Here is a 22,016-nt window from a genome sequence, read left to right as displayed (position 1 = left end):
CCGAATGGCACAACTTGAAATCCGAGACCTGAGAAAGAGCTACGACGGCAAGGTTTTTGCCTTGGATGGCGTGAGTTTTGACGTGAAACAGGGTGAGTTTGTGATTCTGCTGGGGCTTTCCGGCAGTGGCAAATCCACCCTGCTTCGCTGTATCAACCGGCTCATCGAACCCGATGGCGGCGACGTGTTTTTTGAAGGAGAATCCGTGAGAGGGCTTTCCGCATCGCAATTGCGCCGCTACCGCAGAAATATCGGGATGGTTTTCCAACAATTCAACCTGGTGAAAAACCTGAGCGTACTCACAAACGTCTTGACGGGCAGGCTGGGCTATCGCGGACTTTTGGAAAAAAGCAGCGCTCAGGAAATTGAGACAGCCTATCGGAATCTGGAAAGAGTTGGGCTTCAGGATATGGCAAAACGCCAGGTGAGACACCTTTCCGGAGGACAACAACAGAGGGTCGCCATCGCCCGCGCCTTGATGCAGGAACCAGCCATAATTTTGGCGGATGAACCCGTGGCAAGCCTGGATCCCGCCACCGCGGATTCCATCATGAGATATCTAGGAGAAATAAACTCCGAGGGCATCACAGCCATCTGTTCACTGCATTTCCTATCCCTGGCAAGGCGTTATGGAAGCAGGGTGATTGCGCTCAAGGACGGCAAAGTGGCATTTCAGGGCCTGCCTTCCGAAATCGATAACGAACGCTTCAAACAGATTTACGGACAGGACGCGCAGGAAATTTGAGACAGGGGAGCCATCCCAAGCCACGAAGGTTTAAAATATTTCTTATTTATCCTGGGAAACCGCAATCCACCCCCAAAAACACGATTCGACACAAGTGGAAAAGATACGCTGGCAAAGCCGAAGAAAACGAATACTTGACAAATATCGCCCCTGAAAATACAAAGATTTATTCCACAAATGGATTGTAATATGCTTACATGGGAAATACTGGTCACCGGTCGTGTGCAGGGAGTTGGTTTTCGCAGATACGTTCAAAACTGCGCCCGCCACAGTCGGATTGGAGGCTGGACACGAAACCTGCGCGATGGGAGCGTGCTCATCGAAGCCACCGGCGAACGTCAGGACCTTGAGCTTTTTGTGGAGCTTGTTCGCGCCGGACGCGGCTTCATCAGAGTGCGCGGTCTCAGCGTGAATGAATTGGATAATACGATTGATTATGAAGATTTTAGCATACGATAATAAAAGATTGGAGAGCGGTTTGAATCTGGTGTTCAGAACCGAAATGATTCGGATTCTGTTGATTTTACTGTTGTTTTTGACACCTTTTTTGCTGTCGGCTCAATATCAAACCCACAAGGTCGAAAAGGGCGATACAATATATAATCTGAGCCAAAAATATAACGTTACATCAGCTCAGATTAGGGAATTGAACGGCATGGCTGAGGGTGATAACCTCATCCATATAGGTCAGGTTCTGAAAATCAAGGAAACTTCATTCGAAAAACCCGCGAAACCAGAGCCGAAACCAACACCGGTGGCAGAGCAAAATCCACCGAAACCCGCTCCCGAGGAAAAACCCAGGGAAACGGATTCCCAGGACACTGCCAAGCTGGAACTCCCCGATGATTATTATTATACCGTCCAAAAAGGCGAAGGGATTTACCGCATTTCCGTGAATCATGGCGTCACCCAGAGGGAACTGGAAATATGGAATAATCTGGATATCAATAACTACACCATCCACGCAGGCGACAGATTGATTATCAAAGACCCTTCCGGCTTTACGGGGGCTGACAAAACGGTGGAATCACCAGTTCCAGCCGTTCAAGACAAGGTTCCCGCAGTGGCGGATACAGTCGTCGTCGAGAGGATTTATGTGGTTCAAAAAGGTGACACTCTTTTCAAAATCTCCCGGGAAAACGGGATAAGCGTTGACGAGCTGAAAGCGCGTAATAATCTGACTTCCGACAGTATCCAGACAGGCCAGAGGCTTTGGTTGGTTGGCACACCTCCCGAGAAGGGCAGCTCTCAAAGCAGCGCTTCCAGCGCCGGAGGGATTCGCAGCGACCTTTTCATGCCCACCCAGGGACGTGTGACATCTGAATTTGGCATGCGTAAAGGAAGGGCGCACAAAGGTATAGACATCGCCAACAAATCCGGTACACCCATCTACGCGGCTCTGGATGGCGTGGTCGTGTTTTCCGGCGTTCAACGCGGCTATGGAAACGTGGTTTTGATTGAGCATCCGGATTTTGTGATTACCGTTTACGCCCACAACGAGAAGAATCTCGTGAAGGTGAACGACAAGGTTAAACGTGGACAACATATCGCGAACATGGGTTCCACGGGAAATTCCACCGGGCCACATCTGCACTTTGAATACCGCGTGAAAGGCACGGCCATAAACCCCCGCAAGGTATTGCCTTTTTAAGGTGTTAGGATGAAGCAGGAACAATGAACCGGGAAAACGTATTCGCGGACCAAGCTCTGCAAAACTATCTGAAGGAAATATCGAAGTTCAACCCGCTGAGCCGTGAGGAAGAACGAGAGCTGGGTTTGCGCGCCCGGGATGGAGACCAGGACGCCATCAACCGCCTGGTTCAGGCCAATCTTAAATTCGTGGTGAAAATCGCCGCGCGCTATCAAAACCGAGGTTTATCGCTTTCCGAACTCATCAGCGAAGGCAATATCGGTTTGTTGAAAGCCATCGAAAAATTCGACCCCGAAAAAAACATCAAACTCATTTCTTATGCCATTTGGTGGATTAAACAGCGCATCATGTTGGCGGTTTCCGAGAAAAGTTCGCTGATTCGGGTTCCCTTGGGAAAATCCAGTTCCGCCCACCGGGTGAAAGCAACTCAAGACCGCATTTACACAGAAACCGGAGAGCGGGCTTCCGCCGAGGAACTGAGCGAAAAGATGAATATCTCGGAAAAATCCATTGAACAGCTTCAAGACCAGATGGTTGAAACCACCTCCTTCGATGAAATCATGAGCGGCAGCGATTTTCAGGAGTTTTCCACCCGCGATATGATTCGTGATGAAGAAGAAACCGACCCGCAAGTTCGCTATCACCGGGAGCGCATAGAGGGAAAACTGAGCCGGGCCATCGACCGCCTGGACCAACGAGAGGCAGATATCATCCGCACCTACTATGGTTTGAATGAAAACCAGGAAACCCAAAACTTTGCTCAGATAGCGGAAAAAATGGGGCTCTCACGTGAGCGGGTGCGACAAATCCAAAAGGAAGCGTTGAAAAAGATTCTGGCAGACCTCAATCCCGATGAAGACGCTTTTGTGGACGAATTCATAGAAAAATATAGCACCTAAGCTCTGGCTTGGGAGGCGGAGACACTTATGTATAAAAATTTTGAAGAAATGATGGCGGCGGTGAAAACCGGACGTCGCGGGACCGTGGTTATCGCCGCGGCTCAGACCGAATCCGTTTTGGACGCGGCAATTTTGGCAAAAAAGGACGACCTGGCAGAGTGTCTCCTCGTTGGCGACAAGCCTCAAATCCAAGCTCTCTTACAAAACATGGCTCCGGAACTTGCCCAGGACTTTGAAATCGTGGATGTGGGCTCAGATTTGAATAAAGCCGCCCACAAGAGTGTTGAATTGGTTCGCGAAGGCAAAGGTGACATCCTTTTGAAGGGTAAAACCGATTCCGGCCAGCTTTTACGAGCGGTTTTGGACAAAGAAAAAGGCCTGCGTGAAAGCGATGTGATTTCCGATGTTTTGGCATACGAGCATCCGGATGGGCTCAAGCTGCTCAGCGACGGTGGCGTAAATTTGTATCCTGACCTCAAAGAAAAAATCGCCATCGTGAAAAACGCGGTGCAGGTTGCCCACAGTCTGGGTTCGCCTCTGCCCAAAGTGGCAATATTGACAGCGGTGGAAACGGTGAATCCCAAAATGCAATCAACCATCGACGCGGCGCTAATCTCACGCATGAACGCGCGCAAACAGATTACCGGATGCGTCATTGAAGGCCCGCTGGCTTTTGATAACGCCGTGGATGCAGCAGCCGCCAAAATTAAAGGCATCGAATCCCCCGTCGCGGGACAGGCTGATGTTTTCATCGTGCCAAACATCGAAGCCGGCAATATATTTGGCAAAATGCTGGGATATTATTGTGGCTGGCGGGTTGCCCACGTCGTGGTTGGCACCAAAGCTCCGATTTTGATTCCCTCCCGCGCAGACCGTGGTGAACTGAAAATGCTGTGCATGGCCATGGCTTTGGCCTGCATGAAGCAGTGAAGCTTAAGATTTTCCAGCTTGGTAAAACCCGTGAATCCTGGCTGAAGCAAGGATGCGCCGAATATATCAAAAGATTGGGAAACATTCTCAAGCTGGAAATCACGGAAATCCCGGATGTCAGCATCACATCCACACCGGACATCCAGACCCTAATCGCCAAAGAGGCAACAACTTGCCTAAAACGTATTGACGAAGATGATTTTCTGGTGCTTTTGGATGAACAAGGCATGGAAAAAACTTCGCTTGAATTTGCTGTATTTTTGGATAACTTGTCTGAGAAAAAGTCTGTCGTTTTCCTCATTGCAGGAGTTTACGGCGCGCATGAAAGCTTGAAAAAGCGTGCCAACGCCACACTGAGCCTTTCGAAAATGACCTTCACCCATCAGATGGCACGGATTTTCCTGCTGGAACAAATCTACCGCGCCCAGATGATTTCACACGGCAGAAATTACCACCATTAAAAGCCAAGGAGCCGACCAATGACACAGATACTTCTTGCCTCAGTGGCGCAAAATTTTAAACAATCCCTGCTCATCATGGCGGTGGGGATGGCGGGGATATTTATTTTTATGGGCTTGATTTTTCTGCTCATCCTCGCGCTGGAAAAACTGTTGCCAAGTAAGGAGGGAAAATGAGAAAGTTTCTTGTCGTTATCGCTCTGGTGGCTGTGGTCGCGGCTGGAGCAACGGTTCGGGTTTTGGAAACCACGGAACGCCATGTCCTGCTTGAATATAGCCTGGGCGATTTCCAACTCCATGAAGCCGGGGAGTTTTTGCATTTGGAAATGCACGGAGCAGCGTATGAAACCAAAGTGGGAGCGCCACTTTTGCCAGTGGAGGAAATCAAAATCGCTCTGCCACCTTCAGGGAACGCCTCCGCTGTGTTACTGAGCTCATCCCAAGGCTCACAAACCCTTTCCAAACAGCTTTTACCGGTTCCAGAGGTGCGCATGGGTGAAGAGATTTCCGAATACCACATCGAGGTGGATAAAGAGCTTTATCGCCAGCCTTCCAAACCGCTTTTGGAGATGCTGGAACCCAGCACTTTTAGAGATGTTCCTTACGTGTCACTTCAGATTCGCCCTTTTAGCTACGATGGTCAGTTTTCCTTGCAAATAACCCAACAAGCCCTGATTCGGATTGACATTCAGGGTGACACCAGCTTCCGGGGAATGCCTCTGAATGATGATTTGGCTGAAGCTTTCGTTCAAACCATGGTGAACCCAAAGCAGGCTGTCCAGTTTCATAATCCCACAAAACAGCAGATTCACTACGCGGATTTTTCAAAATCAGATTATTGGCTGAGGCTGGAAACCGACCGCGAAGGCTTGTTCAAGATTACGCCCCAACATCTGGCGGGTTTTCCTCTGGAAGACATCGACCCGCGCAGCTTTCGCCTTTTCTCCAATGGTGGCCAAATGCTCACCCACGAAATCGTCCACCCCGGAAATGAGTTTGTGGAAGTTCCCATCAGGGTTGTGGGCGCCGAAGACGGAAGTTTTGACCCTCAGGACTACATTGTTTTTTATGGCACAAACCGCGATGGCGTCGGTAAAAACACAAGCCTGCAATATGCAGCCACCTACTACAATCCTTACGGTGGCAACACGATTTGGTGGCTCACTTTCGCTGGGGAATTTTCAGGCGAACCGCTGCGGATGGAAACCCTGCCCATCCAACAATCCTGGAACGCGCAAACCGACCGCTTTTCAGACCAATTCCGCCTCGAAAAAGAAAACCATCGCCGGGAAACGATTGGCTTTGATTGGTATATGACAAGATTGTTCGGCAACTCCGACGCTGAATATGAATTCCAGCTTCAGATTCCCGACCCTGTTCCCGGCAGCACTGGAGCTTTGAGGTTTTCAATGCGGCAGGAGGATGTGAGCAGCCCCACGCCGACCCAGCACAAAATTAAGGTTTTCCTGAATGACGAACCCATTTTGGCAAATAGCGCAGGTTCGGATATTTTCTCTTGGAGTGGCCTCGGCACCTATTCATTTTACAAGGAAGTTCCAAACCTAATCAATGGCCAGAACACCTTGCGCATCAAAGTGTTAAGGTCGGGCACAGACAACATTTTCCTGGATTGGATAACCCTGGATTACAGCCGCCGCATACAAAAAGCCGAAAGCCAGGTGCCGGTGAAGCAGATGGAACTGAACCTCAATATTCCCGTCCGCTACAATGTTTCAGGTAACGCGAACACCAGAATCTACCGCGTGAACGGTTTTTCGGATGTGACGATGCTGCCCCTGCAAACTTCCGGTTCGCAGAGCTATTTTGTTGGCAACGGAACCAGCAACACCAGGTTTTGGCTCAGTGCCGACGCAGATTTACATGAACCCCTGAATGTGACCTTCAAAAACCCCACCGACCTCAGCGCCAACCTCACTTCTCGGGACAACATTATCATCACACCAGATGAATTTGTGAGCCAAGCTCAGGTTTTGGCTGATATGTATTGGGTGGATTACGGTTTACGCAGCCAAGTGGTGAAACAAAGCGACATTTTCGACCAATTCAACGGCGGACATCCCGACCCAGTTGCCCTGCGCCAATTTTTGCGCTTTGCGTATTACAATTATCCCTTCCCACGCTTGAGTTCGGTCACACTTTTGGGTTTGGGAACCATGGACTGGCGAAATTTCTCCGGTCAAGCCCAGTCCAAAAACAAAATTATCACCTATCAGAGAAACCTGATTGCCTCGGATGACTATTTTGTGATGCTCACTCAAGCCGCCTATCCGGAATTGGCGGTGGGGCGCTATCCCGTCACCAATGAAAACGAACTCGCTGTGATGCTCTCCAATTTTGAAAATTACACCCGCAATCCTCAGGGCGGCTGGTGGAGAAACTCCACAATTATACTTGGTGACGACCTTTACAATGGCAGTTCGAATGCCTACGAAAGCATCCACACCCAGCAGGCCCAACATGCTGGAACGGTTATCCACCCCAGTATGCTGACAGACAAAATCTTTGCCTGGGAATATCCCTACGACCAGTTTCAGAACAAACCTGAAGCCCGGGACGATATGTTCAAAGCCATCAACGATGGCCGCCTGCTTTGGTATTACCTCGGTCATGGCAGCTACGACAAGCTGGGCTCCGAAGACTATTTTAATGGCGCGGCGGATATGGGACGCTTCAACAATCCCAACAAGTTGCCCTTTTTCATGGCTGCCAGTTGCAGTGTTTCCCACTTTGATTATTGGGGCTTTGAAAGCTTGGGACAAAAAACCGTGTTGATGAACAATCTGGGTGCCATTGCCTCCTATTCAGCCACCCGGCTCAGCGGGCCCACAAGCAACGCGGCCATGATGAAAAATGTGTTGAAAAACATCACCCATGAACGCTACCCTCTGGGTAAATCCATCATGCTGGCAAAGATTGCATACACCGAAAACAACGACAACGATGCAGTTTACGTTCTTATGGGCGACCCTCACTTAAGAGTGATTCCTCCCATTCCAAGCGAGCAAATGAATGTGAGTGGACAGCATAATTCACCCTTCGAAAATGCCTTACGCCACAGAGACCTGGTTTCCATCGAAGGTGAATTTTCAGAATCACATGCAAATGGAATCGCGGAGGTGAAGGTGTTCAACACCGAAACGGAATATGACCTCGACTGGCAAACGCACGTGAGCCATCGTGGCGCTCAGCTTTTCGCGGGAAAAGTCAGCTTGGAAGGTGGTTCCTTTCAAAGCTCTTTCATCGTTCCCGACGATGCGACTCCTGGAAACACGGGTTTTGTCGTTTCCTATTATTGGGACCCCGTGGAAAAACAGGATTACACAAACTACCGCCATCCAATTGCTTACGATGATGAAACGGTTAATGTGGAAAACCCCGACGCCCCCAAAATTGAAATGTATTTGGGCAGCTACGATTATCGTGATGGAGACACAGTCGCTCCAAACACCACCCTCTATGCCAAAATCGAGGACAGCAACGGAATAAATCTGTCTGGAATCTCCGGACACGGCATTCTGCTCGTTTTGGATAACGCGCTCCAACCCATTGTGGTGACAGACTATTTCAGCTACAACTTGGATTCACACACGGCTGGACAGTTGGTTTTCCCGCTTTCCGGGCTCAGCGAAGGTCCTCACACCCTACAAATGATTGCTTTCGACAATTTCAATCTTCCCGCGGTGGCGAGCGTGAATTTCAACGTGAAAAAAGTCGGAGAACTTTCCATTGAACGCTTTTTGATTTATCCGAACCCGATGGACAGCGCCACAAACTTCACCTTCCTGCTTTCCCAGGATTGCGAGCTGGACATTGATATTTTCACCATCACCGGCAAGAAGGCGCACACCATCAAAGCCTTTGGTAAACAAGGCTTTAACAGTGTTGCCTGGGATGGCAAAGATGGCAGCGGCCACCGCTTGGCAAACAACACCTATTTCGTGAAAATCCGCGCCAAAACCCAGGATTTGAAAGCCGAAGCCATCGAGCGTCTCGTGATTTTTAAATAGGAAAAACAATGCTTATTTATAACACAAGTAAACGTAAAAAAGAAGAATTCCTGCCCAGCCAGCCAGGCAAGGTCAAAATGTATGCCTGCGGCCCCACGGTTTATGATTATTTCCACATCGGAAACGCCCGTGCCTTCGTGACTTTCGACGTTCTGCGCCGCTATTTCGAATATCGGGGCTACGATGTGGATTACGTGCAAAACATCACTGATATCGACGATAAAATCATCTCCCGTTCCATCGAGGAAGCTGTCCCTTTCCAGCAAATTGCGGATAAATATGCCCAGGCTTTTCTGGACGACAGCGCCGCTCTGGGAATCAAAAAACCGACCCACCAACCACGCGCCACCGAGGTTTTGCCAGACATCATCAACGCCATTAAAACCCTTGTGGATAAAGGTTTTGCCTACGAGGTTGAGGGTGACGTCTATTTCGATACCAACGCCCTGCCCGCATATGGCAGCCTTTCTGGTAAAAAGCGTGATGAACAGCTTCCCGGTGCCCGCATCACTGAAAACCCAAAAAAACGCGACCCGGCGGATTTCACCCTCTGGAAAGCGAGCAAGCCCGGAGAGCCTGTTTGGCAGAGCCCTTGGGGTGAAGGGCGGCCTGGTTGGCACACGGAATGCGTGGTGATGGGACAAAAATTTCTGGGCGATAACTTCGACATCCATGGTGGCGGCATCGACCTCGTTTTTCCCCACCATGAAAACGAACTTGCCCAGGCTATCGCGCTCACGGGCAAGCCGCTGGCTAACTACTGGATGCACAACGGTTTCCTGAATATCGATGGCGATAAAATGAGCAAAAGCCTGGATAACTTTTTCACAGCGCGGGACATTTTGGAAAAACACAGCGCGGAAGCCATCCGCTTTTTCTTCCTTTCCAAACATTACCGCTCTCCCATCGATTTCACACCCCAGATTATCGAAGAATCCGAACGCGCGGTTAAAAACTTCCATGAAGCCTTGCGCGACATTGGTTTCAACAAGATTAGCGCCAAACCCGATGACAGCTTTGAAGACCAGGAAAAATCCTTCATCGAAGCCATGGATGACGACCTCAACACAGCCCGCGCCCTGGCGGTGCTTTTCGAGCTCACCCGCGCCGTCAAAAATGAAAAGCTGAGCCTTCAACAGCGTGAACAGGCGGCTCTGATGCTGGTTAAACTGGGCGGTGTTTTAGGCTTCTTTGAAAACCTGGAAAGCACTCTGAAAGAGGAAGTTCCAGACCTTTCCCGCCAACTGATTGAACTGCTGCTGAGCTATCGCAAACAAGCCCGCCAAAACAAGGACTGGGCTCTATCCGACCAGATTCGGGATGACCTTGCGGCGCTGGGTGTGGAAATTCGCGACACCCCGGATGGCTGCGAATGGAAAATCAAATAATTTAGGACTAAAATAATGAGATTTGGAAAAAGACGCGTAACCCTGCTCTTGATTTTGACAGTGCTGATTTTGTTTGCGGCATATCTAACGCTCAAATACGTCAAACAAAGCTCCCTCAACAAACCCGAAAGCATTGCCTACAACGAGTTTACCCAGAGCATTCTGATTTCCAACATGGGCAATGGCAGAATCCTGAGCATGAATAAAAAGGGCAAGATGACCACTTTTGCCAAGGGCCTGAAAGCTCCACGGGGACTCAAAACCCAGGACAGCCTGCTTTGGGTGGCGGATAACACAAAGCTCCAAGCCTATAATCTGACCACTAAAAAGCTGATAAACAGCGTCACCATCGAGGGCGCCAAAATGTTGAACGACATCGAAACCGACCATCAGGGAAAGCTTTACGTGACCGACACCCAGGCGAACCGGCTTTTTGTTTATGACCCCGCCAGCGGAGAAATCCAGAGTTTTGAATCCGAATTGCTGCAAGCCCCCAACGGTATCGTTTACGATGCTCCCCGCAGGCAGATGTTCATCGTTTCTTTTCGCAAAGCCTCGCCCATCCTTGCTTTCAACGTTGTAACCGAGGTCTTCAGCGTTTTTCGGCACACCCTATACGACAATCTTGATGGCATCGCGATTGACGAGCTGGGCAGGATTTATTTCAGTTCCTGGGAGGGAGAATGTATTTACATGATTCCCCAGGAACAAAACCGTTTTCTAATCTGGCAAAGCAATTTACAAAGCCCCGCCGACATTTTCCACCATGAAGCCACAGGTGAAATCCTGGTTCCGCTTTTGGAAAAGAACCAGATTAAGCGCTTCAAAATTGATTCATAATGTTCAGATTCATGATGCACACGCATTTTAACAATGGAGAATTGTACCCGCGATGACCATAATTGATGTTATAAATCTTTTGGGCGGTCTGGCGCTGTTCCTTTTTGGGTTGAACAGAATGACCGACAATCTTCAAGCCGCAGCCGGCAACGAAATGCGCAACATCCTGAAAAAGCTTACCAATACTCCCTTCAAGGGCGTGCTGGTGGGCATCGGGGTTACCGCTCTGATTCAAAGCAGTTCTGCCACGTCGGTGATGATCATCGGCCTCGTAAATGCAGGAATCATGACCCTGCAGCAGGCTGTGGGAGTGGTGATGGGCGCAAACATCGGCACAACTTTGAATGCTCAGCTCATCGCTTTCAATTTTGGCGAAATTGCCTACCTGTTTGTGTTCATCGGCGTGATGGGTATGTTCGTCCAGCGCAGCCGCAAGATGGAACGCTGGAGCAACGTTATCATGGGTTTTGGCCTGCTTTTTGTGGGCTTGGGCGTGATGTCCCGCGCAGTTTTGGGCTTGCAAAATTCCCCCTTGGCGTTGGAGACCCTCACAAAGGTTTCCAGCAATCCCATCCTCGCCATCTTGGTCAGCATGAGCCTGACCATGATCATCCAGAGTTCTTCCGCCTCCGTGGGTATCGTGATGATTCTTGCCAAAGCCGGTCTCATCTCTTTTGAGGGCGCGCTCTACTTTGTGTATGGAGACAATATCGGCACCACCATCACCGCGTGGATCGCCAGCCTGGGCTCGAACAACACCGCAAAAAGAGTGGCTTTGGTGCACACGCTTTTCAATGTGCTTGGAACAGTCATCTTCGCAACCCTCACCTGGGCGGGCTACTACACCAAATTCATCAACCTCATCACTCCCGGAGACGTTTTCTCCGAAGTGCTCACCGAGCGCAATATCGCCCGCCACATCGCCAACGCCCACACTTTCTTCAACATCTTCAACACTATGCTGTTGCTGCCCTTCGCGGGGCTTTTGGCAAAATTCGCCTCTTTGGTGATTCCCAAAGACCCCGAAGACATGGTTTTCATGGGCGAACCCAAACACCTGAACTATCATCTCGTTGGGGATTCTCACATCGCCATCGACCAGTCTCTCAAAGAAATGCGGGAAATGTTGCGCTTGGTCCAAATGGGTGTGCATGTTTCCTATGAAGCTTTCCGGGATAAAAACTACAAAAAACAGGTGCGTATCTCACGCATCGAACAAGCCATCGACCAGCTCCAAAGGGAGATAACCCGCTATCTCGTTGTCGTCAACGAACGCACCCGCTCCCAAACGGTTATCCAAAAGATTCCCGCTTTGCTCCACACCGTGAACGACATCGAAAAAATCGGGGATTTCATCGAGGAGATAAACCGCATTCTAAACTATCAGATTCCCGCGCAAAAGAACCCGCTGGAACAGGATTTCAGGGAAATCATCGACAGCTTCAACGCCCAGTTCTCCGAAATGGTGGATCTCAGCATTGACTATTTGGAAGAGCTGAAACCCTCCTTCACCTTCAAGATTATTGAAATGAAGGGACGCCTGACCGAAATACACAGCAGGCTGAGGGGAAAAATCATGTTGCAAATCCAAAACGGCGAATGTGACCCCGAAGGCGCGCTGAATACCATCGACTATATCGACATGATTGAGCAAAGCGCGGATAAACTGATGAACATCGTGGAAGCGGGAACCTATAACTTTATCTTTCAACACGAGGTGTTGGAAACCGATGAAGCGGGACGGGTTGTTTTACACGAAAAGAAGGATGATTAAAACCCGGTAACTCCGTCTCCGCGCTCTTGAGTCCGACTCCATATCTTCTGCAATCCCAGTCCTGAGTCCCCCGATGCGCCTTCGGGAACTCCGGGAGGCATCAAGCAGTAACTCCTGAGCCAGAACCAAGCAAGAGCTTATCAGGCTACACTAGATTAGAACGAGGCGGCGGGAAAGTGTCTGTTTACCCTAAGTCTTTGTGTGCCTTATACTTGGCTTATGAAACATAAGGGATATATAAGGAGGCGAGCAAGTGAGAGGCAAATTCAGCCGATTTGAGCAGTGGGAAACCCACACCGGATATGCCCCAGAGCCCGAAACAGGTTTATTCGGGCTTCATTTGTGGAAAGAGTATAACCTCTTTGATGGAATCGTTTTCTGTGAGCAACATCACCAGACGGTCGATGCCGATGCCCAAACCACCCAAAGGTGGCATACCATATTCCAGAGCCTCCAAAAAATCCTCGTCCACGGGGTTTGCCTCTTCATCACCAAGGGCGCGCAAAGCTGCCTGAGCTTCCAAACGGGCTCGCTGGTCGAGGGGGTCGTTCAACTCGCTGAAAGCGTTGCCAAATTCGTGTCCCGCGATGTAAATCTCGAAGCGGTCTGCCAATTCGGGATGACCGCTGATGGATTTTGCCAGAGGTGAGACTTCCTTGGGAAAATCGGTCACAAAGGTCGGCTGGACAAGCTTTGGCTCCACATATTCTTCAAAAAGCAGAGCGATGATTTTGCCCACTCCGGAACCGGGCGGGATTTCAATCTTTCGCTCATCGCAAAAAGCCTTAGCTTTGTCCATGTCCATATCCGAAAGGTCAATCCCGGCATATTCTTTCACCAGGTCAATCATCGGTACGCGCTCGAAAGGTTTGGACAAATCCACTTTGTGGCCCCGGAAGACAAATTCCTTTTTGCCCAAAACATCCAAAGCCAGATGGCGCAGGAGGTCTTCGGTGAGGTTCATCACGTCCCGGAGGTCGGAATATGCCTCATAAAGTTCCAACATGGTGAATTCGGGATTGTGGACACGGGACATGCCTTCGTTGCGGAAATCTTTGCCCAGCTCATAAACTGCTTCAAAACCACCCACCATCAGGCGTTTGAGGTAAAGCTCCGTGGCGATGCGCAAGTATAAATCCACATCCAAAGTATTGTGGTGAGTGATGAAAGGTCTGGCGTTCGCTCCGCCGTAAAGCGGTTGCAGGACAGGGGTTTCCACCTCGATGAAGCCGCGTTTATCCAAAAAAGCGCGGATGGCAGTGATGATTTTTGCCCGTTGGACAAAAACCTGGCGCTGCGCTGGATTCAACAGCAAATCCAGATAGCGTTTACGATAGCGCAGTTCTATATCCGAAAATTCGTCATAGCGGATTGTTTTGCCATCCACCACCTTTTCTTTCACGGCGGGGATGGGGCGCAGGTTTTTCGCCAAGAGCTTGACCTGATTCACTTTAATGGAATATTCCCCGGCTTGGGTGAAAAAGAGGGTTCCCCTCAGTTGAACAAAATCTCCGGGGTCGCAAAGCTTGAAGAGTTCGTAGTTTTCCTCTCCCACAAGGTTTTGCGCCACATAGACTTGGATGCGCCCTCCGGCGTCTTCCAGGTCTCCAAAGCCCAGCTTACCCTGACGGCGCATGGCGACGAGCCTTCCCGTCAGGGTCACTTCCTGTTCTGATTCAACCCAGGTTTCCTTGTTTTCCAAAACTTCCGCCACGCGGTGGCTGCGTTCGGATGCAATCGGATAGGGGTCGATTCCAGCTTCAATGAGCTTTGCCAGCTTCTGTTTGCGAAGCTGGATGAGTTGGTTGTCCTTGGGCCGCATCTGGGTTTTTATAGGTCCTTGAATGGATTGTCGTCTGCCACTTCAGGTTTTTGGCTGGCATAGCGGCGCCATTCATCATCCTGACGTCTGCCACGGAAGCGTCCATAATCGGAGCCGCCTTCACGGGGTTCGCGACGCTCATCGGGACGACGGCGTTCAACGACTTCTCCCGGCTGGCGGTCTGTGTAGTCCAGGGTGAGACGATGGTTTTCACGGTCGATGGCTGTGACCATCAGCTCAATTTCGTCTCCGGGCTTGAAATTGTCTTTCTCGCGCACTCTCGAGCGGGGGAGAAGTCCGGTGATTCCTTCCGTGATGGTGACGAAAACGCCAAAATTCGTGGAGCTTTCCACCGTGCCCTTGAAGGGGGTTTCAAGCTGGATTTTCTCGTCAATCTGGTCCCAAGGGTCAGCCTGCAAAGCGCGCAGGGAAAGGGAAATCTTTTGGGTGTCGGGGTCGATGCGCAACACCTGGACTTCCACAAAATCGCCTTCATTCACAACTTCACGGGGATGGGCGACGTTGCGGCTGCGGCTCATTTCCGAGACGGGGATGAGCCCTTCCACGCCGGGTTTGATTTCGGCAAAAGCGCCAAAATTGTGCAGTCTGAGGATGCGACAATTGATTGTGTCGCCTTCTTTTATCTCTTTGGCGAAGCTTTCGAAGGGGTTTTCCAAAAGCGTTTTCATGGAAAGGGAAAGCTTTTCGCCCTTGATATCGAGGATTTTAACTTCCACTTCCTGCCCCTGTTTGAGGGCGTCCTGTGGTTTCACAACGTGTTGCCAGGAAATCTCGGAAACGTGCATCAGGCCTTCGATTCCGCCCAAATCCACAAACGCGCCAAAGCTGGTCATACGCATCACGGTTCCGGTGACCACATCACCCGCGTGAAGCCTTTTCAGCGCTTCGGCTTTGCGTTCCATGTTTTCCTGTTCTTGAATCAGTCGGTGGGAAACCACCACTCGCCGGCAATTTTCGGAACATTCAATCACAATGAAATCCATGGTTTTGCCGATGTGTTCGGTGGGGGTTTCTCCGCCGCGCATTGAGATTTGCGAAGCGGGGCAGAAAGCTCTCGCACCCAAAACATCAACATTGAACCCGCCTTTGGTGACGCCATAGACCTTTCCGGAAACCGGGATCTTGCGTTCAAAAGCGTCCAAAAGTGACCGTTTGTCCACAAATTGTTTGGTAAGGCTTTTGCCGATGACAAAGCCCTGTTCGTTGCTGTCCACGATGTAACCTTTGAGGTTATCGCCAACGTTGTAGGGCAGTTCGCCTTTTTCGTCCTGATATTCAGCGACTTCGGCATAGGCGTCAAATTTCCCACCCAGGCTCAGGATAATGTTTTTATCGCTGATGCTGATGATGGGCGCTTCGATGACATCGCCTTTTTTGTATTCGGCTGTGGTTTGGAAGGATTCCTCAAGCATCCGCAGATACTCTTCCTTCATTTCTTTAATCGCAGCTTTGCTGCTTGTGTCTCGCACCTTGTCTGACATAACTATCTCCTAACGACATTTCAGAAAGACCACGATTTCCGCCCTGCCTTTTTTGTAAAGGATTTTTATCCAAAAACTTGGACATGCTCGCTTACGCCGGGGTTTATCAGGGCTTTTTACCCCTCTGTAAAAATGAACTTGACTAAATCCTTTACCATATTTTGAATGTTTGGAACTTGAGTTTTAGGATGTATATTTGTGAGCAATCTCCACCTGCTTGTTTACCAAAGCTATATGCAGTGCATGCACGAATTTTGCCAATACCCGGAACTGGTGAAGCTGATTGAGCAAAAGCGTCTCAGCGCCACGAGCCATGTGTTGGCAATCGGAAAAGCGGCTTGGAAAATGGCCGCGAGAAGCTGTTCTGTATTGGCTGAAAAAGGTGTGGTTTTCGATGGATTTGTGCTCACAAAAAAGGGACTTGACCACGGTGAAATTCAGGGTTTGACCATTTTGGAAGGCGGCCATCCGCTTCCCAGCGCTGAAAGCCTTGAATCCAGTAAAATAATCGCGGATTGGCTGGCTAAACTTCCTCCTGAAGATGACCTGCTGGTGCTGCTTTCAGGCGGAAGTTCCGCTTTGTTCGAGCTGCCGGTTCAAGATTTGACGCTCCAGGAACTGTTTTCCAGGAATAAAGAGCTGCTCAACAGCGGGCTGGACATCGCTCAGATGAACCAGGAACGAAGAAAACTCTCCCGGCTCAAGGGTGGAAAAGCCTTCGAACTGTGTAAAAGCCGGCGGGTGTTTGTTTTCGCCGTGTCCGACGTGACTGAAGATGACCCGCGTGTGATTGGTTCCGCACCTTTCACCCCAAATATTGAAGGGATGGACCTCGGACAGGGTTGGTTTTTCGAATTGGGCGAAAGAACCCTCGAATATAAGGTTGTGGCAAACAATTTCGATTTCAGACAGCTCTTAGCCGAAAAGCTGCGTACACATGGCTTTCAAGTGTTGATTGAAGACCACTATGAGAGCGACGAACTTGCCAAATTCGCAACCAAAATGCGGGGAATCCTGCGCCAGACCCGCATAAAACGCTTGAGGTCACAGATGCCCTTCATCCTGCTTTTGGGGGGTGAAACACCTCTCAAAGTTGATGGAGCCGGTAAGGGCGGACGCTGTAGCCATCTGGCTTTGACCCTGGCGCGCTATTTGTCAAACCTTGAAAACGCCGCTCTATTTTGTTTTGCCACAGATGGATGTGACAATATCGCCGGCAGCGGAGGCGCCTGGGTTGACAGCAATAGCTGGAAGCTCTTCAAAAAAGAGGGGCTGGACCCCGTCGCCGCGAAGCGTGATTTTGACAGCCACAGCGCCCTCAAAGCCATAAACCATCTGCTTCCCTCTCCGCTTCTGAGCACCAATGTGAACGATGTTTTTCTGCTAAGCTGCGGCTACGACTTGGAAAACCCCTGCGCCAACGACAGTTGCCAAGAGCTGGATATCTTCAATGACCTGCCTTAAAACCCTGGCTCTGCCGATGAATAAACTGTTCCCCCTTTTGGTTTTGACCCTGATTCTTGCTCCTGTGTTTTTGAGCGGCCAAGCTCTTGACGAGTTTTTCAAGGAACCCGAAATCCAGGAAATCCATCCCGGTAAGGAAGATTCGCTCTTCTATTCCGCTGACAGCCTGCACTACAACAACGCCCTCGAACACATCCGTCTTTTTGGCAAAACCAAAATCCGCTATCACAATTTTGAAATCAGCAGCGATTCACTCCTGGTGGATTTAAAAAACAAACGCGCCTACAGCCAGGGCAACACCGTACTTCAGGATGGCGACCAAATTATTCTGGGTGAAGACGTTAGCTACGACATCGACAGTCAAACCGGAACTCTGTCCGGCGGAATCAGCCGCATGGATAAAAGCTATTATACGGGTGAAATCATCCGCAAAATCAGTGATGAAGCCTACGATGTGGACGGCGGCAGTTTCACCACCTGCGAAAACGAGGACCCGGATTTTTGGTTCACTGCCAAAAAACTGCGTATTTATCGTGGCGATAAAATCGTGGGAAAACCTGTGATAGCCTACGTGAACCACCTTCCCATCTTCTATTTTCCCTTCATCGTGATTCCCCTCCAGAGCGGGCGCAAACCGGGGTTTTTGATTCCCCAGCCCGGCTTCAACAATATCGACGGAAAGTTTTTCAAGGACATCGCCTGGTATTATCCTTATAAAGACTACGCGGACTTGATTTTAAGCCTGGATATCTACGAACGAACCGGTTGGAAGGCGAGCCTGAAACTGGACTATTTGCGCCGCTACGCCCACAGCGGAAACATGGAAGCCAGTTTTCAACGCCGGAACGCTGGTTTGGGCTATTTCAACGACTGGTCTCTGCGCCTGAACCACCATCAGGATTTCACAAACAGAGCCAGCTTCGACGCCAATGTGGATTTTGTGAGCAATAAACGCGTCTGGGAAAGCAGTTCCGACATCGATGAAAGCCTGGCGCAGTCTGTGACCTCCACCCTTTCATATCGACAACCGCTTTTGGGCTCGAACCTGAACCTGGGCGCTTCCTACACCCAGGACCTCATCAACGACCGAGCCACCATCTCGCTGCCATCAGCTTCCTTCGCTCTGCCCACCCGTCCGGTTTATGAGCTTTTTTACAAGCCGGAACGCCGCCCCAGCGCTTGGTGGAGCGACCTGAACTACAGCTATAATCTGCGGATGGACCACAGCGGTAGTCTGAACACAACCGACAGCCAGCTAATGGATTACATCTGGAGTAACCGCGTTGACCCCAGCGACAGTAGCTTGGTGGCGCAACACAATTTGGGCCTAAAACACCAGCTCGGGCTTTCCTACAACTGGAACGCCTTCGGCTGGCTGGGCTTCCAACACGGTCTCCGCTACAACGAAGCCTGGTTCGACCGCGATAAAAACAACGCCAGATTCGTGCGTGGAAACGATTACAACGCCTACACAAACGCCAGTTTCAACATCTATGGAATCCAGAATTACAAACGCGGATGGCTGAAATCCCTGCGCCACGTCCTCACCCCAAGCGCTGAAATCAGCTTCAACCCCGATTTCAGCGCCAACGAACGCTTTTACAGTTTTGGCGGCGTGAGCCTGAACCGGACAGGAAAATCCGCGAACCTGAACCTTTCCCTGGACCAAAAATGGCAAATCAAATATGGAAAGGAAAACCGCAAATTAAACGATGTCTTTTCCTTCAACAGCCGCAGCTCGGCAAACCTTTTAAACCCACAACAGAAACCATTTGAAACCATTTCCCACACCGCCGCTTTCCGCCCCGGAAGCTTCAACTTGGGAAACCTGAGCCTGCCCGGAACCAAATTCAGGTTAAACGGGCTATCCATTTCCTACAGTTCTCAATACAGCCTCAGCCACAGCCCCTACGAACTGGATTGGGACGACTGGAGAATATCCAGCCAATATTTCTCTCAATCCCTGAACCTATCCGGCTCCGCGCCCTATCAAACCTATTTCACCAAGGATAAAAACCGTATCTTCGACCCCTGGCAAAGCCGGGACAGCCTCAGTTTCGACTCTGATACTTTCAGTTCAAACCCGAACACCTGGCGCCTCGCTGTATCCCACGACCTGAGCGCCACTTCCCGCCTTTTCGAGCCCAACGCCCACAATCTGCGCCTGGATACCAGCTTCAAAATCACCCAAAATTGGTCGCTTTCCTACGGAACCTATTTCAACCTGAAAACCGGCGAAATGCTTTCTCAAACCGTGAAAGTCTCCCGGGATTTACACTGCTGGAAGCTCGATTTGAGCTACACCCGCCGAAACGACTATTGGGAATACAAGGTGGCGCTGTTCAACCTGGCTCTGCCCGACGCCCTGAGATTCCAAACCAGTGACAGCAAAAAGTTCTGATAAAGCGGTTTTTCTGGACCGCGATGGCTGTATCAGCCCGGATAAATTCGGCTACATTTCCGACCCCGCCGGCTACGAACTCTATTCCTACACCGGTGAAGCGCTCAGGCTCCTGAAATCCCTGGGCTATTTGTTGATTTTGGTCACCAACCAATCCGGAATCGCGCGGGGATATTTCGGCTTCCCAGAGCTGGAAAAGGTTCACGCGAAGCTCCAGGAACTGCTTGCCGTCCAAGGGGTTAAACTGGACGCCATCTATTTTTCGCCCTACTATGCGGATGGGATTGTGGCGCCCTATAACATCGCTCACGAAGACAGAAAACCCGGCCTGGGAATGTTCCACCGCGCCCAGCGTGAATTCAGGCTCAATCCTGCCGCGTCCTGGATGATTGGCGACCGTGAAACCGACATCGCCTTCGGCAAAAAAGCGGGTTTACAATCCATCCTGCTGCTTTCCGGAAATGGCGCTCAGGAAATGCTTTATGGAACCCAGAAATGGGATTACCAGCCGGATTTCATCGCCGAAAACCTGCTCACTGCCGCCAAATTGGCCCAGTTGCTTGTGCCATGAAGTTTCTGGGCTCATACAGTAAAAAGAAATTCCAAAACCTGGCGCCCCAAACCCAGCTCAAAGCCTTGGAAAAACTTGCTGAAGCCTTGGAAGAAAACCTGGAAATCCAAGACGCCGCCGCTCACTTTATCGGAGAAATCCAAGACTGCGTTTCCTGGATGGAAAAGCCCGTCCCACAAGTGGCCATCGAACTTTCCCAGGCGTTGGATAAGGCAAAAAACCACCGGGATATCAGCCTGGCTCTTGCCCCTTTCCAAAACTCCCTGGGCAAAAATCTCGCGGACAGCCATCTTCAACTGCCCCAGCGTGATGGCGCCCGCTTCGCCGACCCCAAAACCCTGAATCGTGCCAGCCGGATAATCCTGATTTTGGACAACCTGCGCTCCGCCTTCAATGTGGGCTCCATCTTTCGTGGCGCGGATTGCCTCGGAATCGGCGAAATCTGGCTTTGCGGCGTTTCTCCCCTTCCCGGAAATCCAGCCTTGGCAAAAACCGCCAGGGGAACCGAGGAAAAGCTTGTCTGGCGACACTTTAGCAACACAATCCAGGCGGTTGAAGAGGCGAAAACAAGAGGCCGCAAGGTTTACGCGCTGGAAACATCCCCAGAATCCAGTTCCGTGTTCGAAACCGATTTCCAGCTTCCCCTCGCCCTGCTGCTTGGCAATGAAAGCCACGGGATTGGCGAAGCTCTAAAGCTTTGTGACCACATCGTTTCCCTGCCCGTTCAAGGCTGGAAAAACTCCCTCAATGTGGCGGTTGCCGCTTCCGTCTGCGCCTACCAAATCGTCTTTGGACATCCCACTTCACTCCAAACCATCTCCATTTCCCAAACCATTTCCTGAATCCGGTTCGCGAACATTTTATAACATTCTGATTGGCTTTGGGAAACACATCAATTATTTTATGGGGAAAATACAAGGAGATATACCATGAAAAAGCTAATATACACTCTGCTCGCCCTGGCTCTGACAGCCGTCCTGGGCGCTCAAACCGGACTTTTCAACCTTTCTTTTGACATCGAAGCGGATGAAGCCATCGAGATTTTGGAGGCAAGCGGCTTTGAAATCATCGATGAAACCTCCGATCGCATTAGATTCTCCGATTCGGAAAACCCTTACGTGGATGAGATTTGGCTCTATTTTGCCGGCGATGACTCCTTGGAGAGCTGGACAATTTTCTATCTCCCCCAGGATGATGAAGACATCGAAGACCTCGTGATGGATGCTTTAATTGAACGCCACGGAACGGATTTTGCGGTTGATTTTATTTACGAGGAATTCTATTGGGATTTGGACGAATTTCATTCTGTTTCCGCGAGTTGGTGGGGGGATGCCCTCTTCAATGTGGAATATAGACACAATTATTAACACCATGGGCTGGATTCCTCGCTGGCGCTCAGAGTGATGGCCAGACTCAGGTTTGGGAGGTGATGGTCGAATTCGATTGCCCTGAAAACCCCGTCCCGACTCGTCATCCTGAACGAAGTGAAGGATCCAGGCCAAGGAAGTAAAAAGGCTTTCAAGGACAATCCCCACTTCGCTCT

At 50.3% G+C, this 22,016-nt stretch carries 18 protein-coding genes; 16 read left to right on the top strand and 2 right to left on the bottom strand.

Annotated features, from left to right (window positions below):
• Window positions 1–4: 4 nt before the first annotated feature.
• The 11 genes from phnC (at window position 5) to GX135_00390 (ending at window position 12,713) form a co-directional block, all read left to right on the top strand.
• Window positions 5–745: a phosphonate ABC transporter ATP-binding protein gene (gene phnC, locus GX135_00440; GenBank protein ID NLN84557.1), complete on the top strand. Its 741-nt coding sequence runs from the start codon at window positions 5–7 to the stop codon at window positions 743–745.
• A gap of 189 nt (window positions 746–934) precedes the next feature.
• Window positions 935–1,204, top strand: coding sequence for an acylphosphatase (locus GX135_00435; protein NLN84556.1), 270 nt, complete (start codon window positions 935–937; stop codon window positions 1,202–1,204).
• 43 nt (window positions 1,205–1,247) lie between these two features.
• Window positions 1,248–2,396 carry a LysM peptidoglycan-binding domain-containing protein gene (locus GX135_00430; protein ID NLN84555.1) on the top strand — a complete coding sequence of 383 codons (1,149 nt, stop codon included), beginning with the start codon at window positions 1,248–1,250 and terminating at the stop codon, window positions 2,394–2,396.
• Window positions 2,397–2,419: 23 nt separating this feature from the next.
• Window positions 2,420–3,295 (top strand): RNA polymerase sigma factor RpoD/SigA, encoded by an 876-nt coding sequence (locus tag GX135_00425; GenBank protein NLN84554.1) that lies wholly within the window; start codon window positions 2,420–2,422, stop codon window positions 3,293–3,295.
• A 27-nt stretch (window positions 3,296–3,322) separates the two neighbouring features.
• Window positions 3,323–4,225, top strand: coding sequence for a bifunctional enoyl-CoA hydratase/phosphate acetyltransferase (locus GX135_00420; GenBank protein ID NLN84553.1), 903 nt, complete (start codon window positions 3,323–3,325; stop codon window positions 4,223–4,225).
• Entirely contained in the window at window positions 4,222–4,686 is a 465-nt protein-coding gene (locus GX135_00415) for a 23S rRNA (pseudouridine(1915)-N(3))-methyltransferase RlmH (GenBank protein ID NLN84552.1), read from the top strand. The genes GX135_00420 and GX135_00415 overlap by 4 nt, the downstream gene beginning before the upstream one ends.
• 18 nt (window positions 4,687–4,704) lie before the next feature.
• Window positions 4,705–4,860 (top strand): hypothetical protein, encoded by a 156-nt coding sequence (locus GX135_00410; protein ID NLN84551.1) that lies wholly within the window; start codon window positions 4,705–4,707, stop codon window positions 4,858–4,860.
• Window positions 4,857–8,711, top strand: coding sequence for a type IX secretion system sortase PorU (gene porU, locus GX135_00405; GenBank protein ID NLN84550.1), 3,855 nt, complete (start codon window positions 4,857–4,859; stop codon window positions 8,709–8,711). The genes GX135_00410 and porU overlap by 4 nt, the downstream gene beginning before the upstream one ends.
• 8 nt (window positions 8,712–8,719) lie before the next feature.
• Entirely contained in the window at window positions 8,720–10,099 is a 1,380-nt protein-coding gene (locus tag GX135_00400) for a cysteine--tRNA ligase (GenBank protein NLN84549.1), read from the top strand.
• A 15-nt stretch (window positions 10,100–10,114) separates the two neighbouring features.
• Entirely contained in the window at window positions 10,115–10,939 is an 825-nt protein-coding gene (locus GX135_00395) for a hypothetical protein (GenBank protein ID NLN84548.1), read from the top strand.
• Between the two features lie 52 nt (window positions 10,940–10,991).
• A complete protein-coding gene (locus tag GX135_00390; protein ID NLN84547.1) occupies window positions 10,992–12,713 on the top strand; it encodes a Na/Pi cotransporter family protein in 1,722 nt (573 codons plus the stop codon).
• 325 nt (window positions 12,714–13,038) lie between these two features.
• Here GX135_00390 and lysS read toward each other — a convergent pair whose 3' ends face one another.
• Complete coding sequence (lysS, locus tag GX135_00385) at window positions 13,039–14,535, bottom strand: lysine--tRNA ligase (GenBank protein ID NLN84546.1); 1,497 nt, start codon at window positions 14,533–14,535, stop codon at window positions 13,039–13,041.
• Between the two features lie 8 nt (window positions 14,536–14,543).
• Window positions 14,544–16,037, bottom strand: a complete 1,494-nt coding sequence (locus GX135_00380) for a S1 RNA-binding domain-containing protein (protein NLN84545.1) — start codon at window positions 16,035–16,037, stop codon at window positions 14,544–14,546.
• A 198-nt stretch (window positions 16,038–16,235) separates the two neighbouring features.
• Here GX135_00380 and GX135_00375 point away from each other — a divergent pair, with 198 nt between their 5' ends.
• The 5 genes from GX135_00375 to GX135_00355 all read left to right on the top strand — a co-directional run bounded on the left by GX135_00375 (window position 16,236) and on the right by GX135_00355 (window position 21,840).
• A complete protein-coding gene (locus GX135_00375; protein ID NLN84544.1) occupies window positions 16,236–17,501 on the top strand; it encodes a DUF4147 domain-containing protein in 1,266 nt (421 codons plus the stop codon).
• Window positions 17,488–19,902, top strand: a complete 2,415-nt coding sequence (locus tag GX135_00370; protein ID NLN84543.1) for an LPS-assembly protein LptD — start codon at window positions 17,488–17,490, stop codon at window positions 19,900–19,902. The genes GX135_00375 and GX135_00370 overlap by 14 nt, the downstream gene beginning before the upstream one ends.
• Complete coding sequence (locus tag GX135_00365; protein ID NLN84542.1) at window positions 19,883–20,473, top strand: HAD family hydrolase; 591 nt, start codon at window positions 19,883–19,885, stop codon at window positions 20,471–20,473. Before GX135_00370 ends, GX135_00365 begins: the two co-directional genes overlap by 20 nt.
• Window positions 20,470–21,315 carry an RNA methyltransferase gene (locus GX135_00360; GenBank protein NLN84541.1) on the top strand — a complete coding sequence of 282 codons (846 nt, stop codon included), beginning with the start codon at window positions 20,470–20,472 and terminating at the stop codon, window positions 21,313–21,315. Before GX135_00365 ends, GX135_00360 begins: the two co-directional genes overlap by 4 nt.
• Before the next feature lie 87 nt (window positions 21,316–21,402).
• Complete coding sequence (locus GX135_00355; GenBank protein NLN84540.1) at window positions 21,403–21,840, top strand: hypothetical protein; 438 nt, start codon at window positions 21,403–21,405, stop codon at window positions 21,838–21,840.
• Window positions 21,841–22,016 lie beyond the last annotated feature (176 nt).

The organism is Candidatus Cloacimonadota bacterium (genome assembly GCA_012522635.1).
Lineage (GTDB): Bacteria > Cloacimonadota > Cloacimonadia > Cloacimonadales > Cloacimonadaceae > Syntrophosphaera.
This window is presented reverse-complemented; position numbering and strand designations above follow the sequence as displayed.